The organism is Kineococcus vitellinus (assembly GCF_009906315.1).
GTDB classification, from domain to species: Bacteria; Actinomycetota; Actinomycetes; order Actinomycetales; family Kineococcaceae; genus Kineococcus; species Kineococcus vitellinus.
Genome location: NZ_JAAALL010000476.1, coordinates 1 through 2015, shown reverse-complemented (window position 1 = coordinate 2015; position 2015 = coordinate 1). Strand labels below are relative to the sequence as shown.

The window sequence follows — 2015 nt, the reverse complement described above, 5'->3', positions numbered from 1 at the left end:
GTGCAGGATCTGCGCGTGGACACGACGATCACCGGGCAGGACGTCGGCGCGGCGCGGGAGCGGATCCGGGGCAGGGTGCGCCGGACCCCGGTGCTGGAGGTGGGCGGGGCGGGGCGGCCGCTGTGGCTGAAGTGCGAGTTCCTCCAGCACACCGGGACCTTCAAGGCGCGCGGCGCCTTCAACCGGCTGCTGGCCGCCGCGCAGGAGGGTTCCCTGGACCCCGCTCGCGGGGTGGTGACGGCCTCCGGCGGCAACGCGGGGCTGGCGAACGCGCACGCGGCCGCGGCGCTGGGGGTGCCGGCGACGGTGTTCGTGCCGCTGACCGCCCCCGCGGTGAAGGTGGCGCGGCTGCGGGGGCTGGGCGCCGACGTGCGGCTGGTGGGCAGCCAGTACGCGGAGGCGTATGAGGCGGCCGTGGAGTTCTCCGCCGCCCGCGGGGCCGTCTTCGCCCACGCCTACGACCAGCCGGAGATCGCGGCGGGGGCGGGGACCCTGGCCCTGGAGGTCCTCGAGGACGTGCCGGACGTCGACACCGTCGTCGTCGCCGTCGGCGGTGGCGGCCTGTTCGCCGGGGTGGCCGCGGCGCTGGAGGGGCGGGCCCGCGTCGTCGCCGTCGAGCCGGAGGGCGCCCCGACGCTGCACCGGGCGCTGGCCGCCGGGCGGCCCGTGGACGTGGACGTCGCGGGCGTCGCCGCCGACTCCCTGGGCGCGCGCCGGGTGGGCTCCATCGCCTTCGACGTGGCCCGGCGCACCGCGCCCGTGAGCCTGCTCGTCGACGACGCGCGGATCACGGCCGCGCGGGCGCAGCTGTGGGAGCGCTTCCGCATCGCGGCCGAGCACGGCGCCCCCGCCCCTCACAGCGTCGAGGGGTCGGTGTTGGCCCCGCACACCACGACGCTGTGAGGGGCGGGGGCGGCGGCGTCAGCGCGGGCGCGGACCACGGGAGCGCGCGAGCAGCACGGTCAGCGCGGCGGCGACCGGCGTCCACAGCAGCCGCTCGAGGAGCGAGGGCGAGGCGAGGTTCAGCAGGGTGCCCACGGCCGTGAGGCCGCTGGCCGCGGTCAGGACGCGGCGCCGGGCGCGGGCGGGCACCAGCGTCGAGGCGGTGGTCGCGGCCAGCAGGCCGTAGCCGGCCGCCGAGGCGGCGCTGGCCGCCCGCAGGCGGCGCGGCAGGACGCCGGGCTGCGCGCCGCCCCAGGCCGCCGCGCCCCAGGGGGCGCCCGCGGCCAGGGCCAGCTGGAAGGCCGCCACCGCCCCGGTGAGGGCGGTGGCCGCGACGACGGCGGAGCGCTCGGGGCGGGGCGCGGCGACGGCAGCGGGGAGCATTCCTGGAAGATAGGGTATCTGGCAGATATGCTCAAGGGGTGGCGAGGACACCGCAGACGCAGCTGGCCGTGCTCGGCGCGCTCTCGATCGAGCCCATGACGGGCTACCGGCTGCGCGCGGAGATCGTGCAGACGCTCGGGCACTTCTGGCACGAGAGCTTCGGCCAGGTGTACCCGGCCCTGACCGCTCTGCAGGCGGACGGCCTGGTCGAGCGCGAGGACGCCGCCGGCGGCTCCGGCACCCCGTTCCGCATCACCTCGGCCGGCCGGCGGCGGCTGCGCGAGCTGCTGGGCGAGCCCTTCCGGCAGCCGCCGCCGCGCAACCCCCTGCTGCTGCGGCTGTTCTTCGGCGACCAGGTGCCCGCCGACCTCGTGCACCGCTGGCTCGCCGACGCGCTCGCCGAGGCCGAGGAGGCCGCCGCGCGCTGCGAGCGGCTGCGCGCCGAGGTGGAGGCGGAGGTGCGGGCCGAGGCGCGGGCGGGCGGCGCCGGCGGTGCGAGGTTCCGCCTGGTGACCGTGCTCGCCGGCCTGCACGCCGCGCAGGCCCAGGAGCGCTGGGCGCGCGAGGCGCTGGCGCTGCTGGCGGACGGCGAGGACGGCGAGGACGGCGAGGACGGCACCACCGGGTCCGCGGGGACGGCGTGAGCCCGCGGGGACGGGACGGGGCGGGCCGCGGGTCAGGCCGGCGGG

The 2015-nt window shown here is 79.1% G+C and carries 3 protein-coding genes; 2 read left to right on the top strand and 1 reads right to left on the bottom strand.

Going from position 1 to position 2015, the window contains the following annotated elements; translation table 11 throughout:
* Entirely contained in the window at positions 1 to 903 is a 903-nt protein-coding gene (locus GTQ99_RS22605; RefSeq protein ID WP_420814613.1) for a serine/threonine dehydratase, read from the top strand.
* 18 nt (positions 904 to 921) lie between these two features.
* Here GTQ99_RS22605 and GTQ99_RS22600 read toward each other — a convergent pair whose 3' ends face one another.
* Positions 922 to 1326, bottom strand: a complete 405-nt coding sequence (locus tag GTQ99_RS22600) for a hypothetical protein (protein ID WP_166617916.1) — start codon at positions 1324 to 1326, stop codon at positions 922 to 924.
* A gap of 38 nt (positions 1327 to 1364) precedes the next feature.
* Here GTQ99_RS22600 and GTQ99_RS22595 point away from each other — a divergent pair, with 38 nt between their 5' ends.
* Complete coding sequence (locus tag GTQ99_RS22595; protein WP_166617915.1) at positions 1365 to 1970, top strand: helix-turn-helix transcriptional regulator; 606 nt, start codon at positions 1365 to 1367, stop codon at positions 1968 to 1970.
* The last annotated feature ends 45 nt before the right edge of the window (positions 1971 to 2015 follow it).

Bases quoted from the DNA above. Each gene is read 5' to 3' on its own strand.
- GTQ99_RS22600 (WP_166617916.1), bottom strand. From the start codon at position 1,326: ATGCTCCCCGCTGCCGTCGCCGCGCCCCGCCCCGAGCGCTCCGCCGTC.